Below are 929 nucleotides of genomic sequence, written 5' to 3'. Positions count from 1 at the left end.
TCACTGACAAAATTCTCTGCCGCCTCCATGGCAGCATAGATGTCATTGACATAATCCCTGATGTCTCGAATCATATATCACACTGCCCTGACTTCGTTAAGTATGTATTTTCCAATATTGGGTTTCAGTGAATCCTTCATGACCAGGTCCACCTTGATTCCCAGGGTATCAGAGAGATAATTCTCCAGGTTAATGAATTGGAAAAGGGTGGGAGTCTTGCTGAATTCCACCAGGATATCGAGATCACTTTCCGTAGTTTGCTCTCCTCTTACATAGGAGCCAAACAGTCCAATATACTTTACGTTATATCGATCTTCCAGCTGAGGCAACATCTTTCGGAGTTTTTTTCGGTATATTTCAAGGTCTGGGTTGTATGACATAGCCTCTAAGAAAATTCCTCCTAGTTAATGTTGTTTGCAGGGTATAATTATTTTGTGTACAGCTGTAAAGCCAGGGCCTCTATTTTCCGCCTTCCTCGTCAATCCACCTGCACCTCATCACGGGAAAGTTAACTACATCTCCCGGACAAATGCTTAATTAACATTCAAGCCCCTTGCAGTAAAGGGAGGGGTAGTTGACAGCACCTTAGAATCACCAATTTGAAATCACCGATTGTGCCTGATCTAACTGTGTTTTAAGAGTTTCAAGACCCCTCAAAAGTCCCCACCATTCAAAAAAATCCTGTGAATCCCCGAGGTCCCCGTTTTCAAATTTTATACAAAATCGGGACGACGGCATATTGTACCTGTCTTCAAAAACAGCAATTTCTTTTTCTGCCAGGCGTATTTTTGCCCGCAGCAGAAGAATCTCCTTTCCCAGTGATTCTTTCACAACAGGTAATGCATCATCTGAGATTGCGACTTCCATAATAGGAAATATACGTACTCAAATTAAAGGTTTTGTGGCAGATAAGTAATACTGAAAACCAG

The 929-nt window shown here is 41.8% G+C and carries 2 protein-coding genes; both read right to left on the bottom strand.

What is annotated here, in order from left to right; translation table 11 throughout:
- Positions 1 to 77 precede the first annotated feature (77 nt).
- A complete protein-coding gene (locus CI957_RS10260) occupies positions 78 to 380 on the bottom strand; it encodes a nucleotidyltransferase family protein (RefSeq protein WP_096713081.1) in 303 nt (100 codons plus the stop codon).
- Positions 381 to 591: 211 nt separating this feature from the next.
- Complete coding sequence (locus CI957_RS10255) at positions 592 to 867, bottom strand: hypothetical protein (RefSeq protein ID WP_128754793.1); 276 nt, start codon at positions 865 to 867, stop codon at positions 592 to 594.
- Between the last annotated feature and the right edge of the window lie 62 nt (positions 868 to 929).

Source organism: Methanohalophilus sp. WG1-DM, from assembly GCF_004104135.1.
In the GTDB taxonomy this organism is placed as follows: domain Archaea; phylum Halobacteriota; class Methanosarcinia; order Methanosarcinales; family Methanosarcinaceae; genus Methanohalophilus; species Methanohalophilus euhalobius.
The sequence above is the reverse complement of the archived record's forward strand: the minus strand, read 5'-3'. Positions and strand labels throughout refer to the sequence as shown.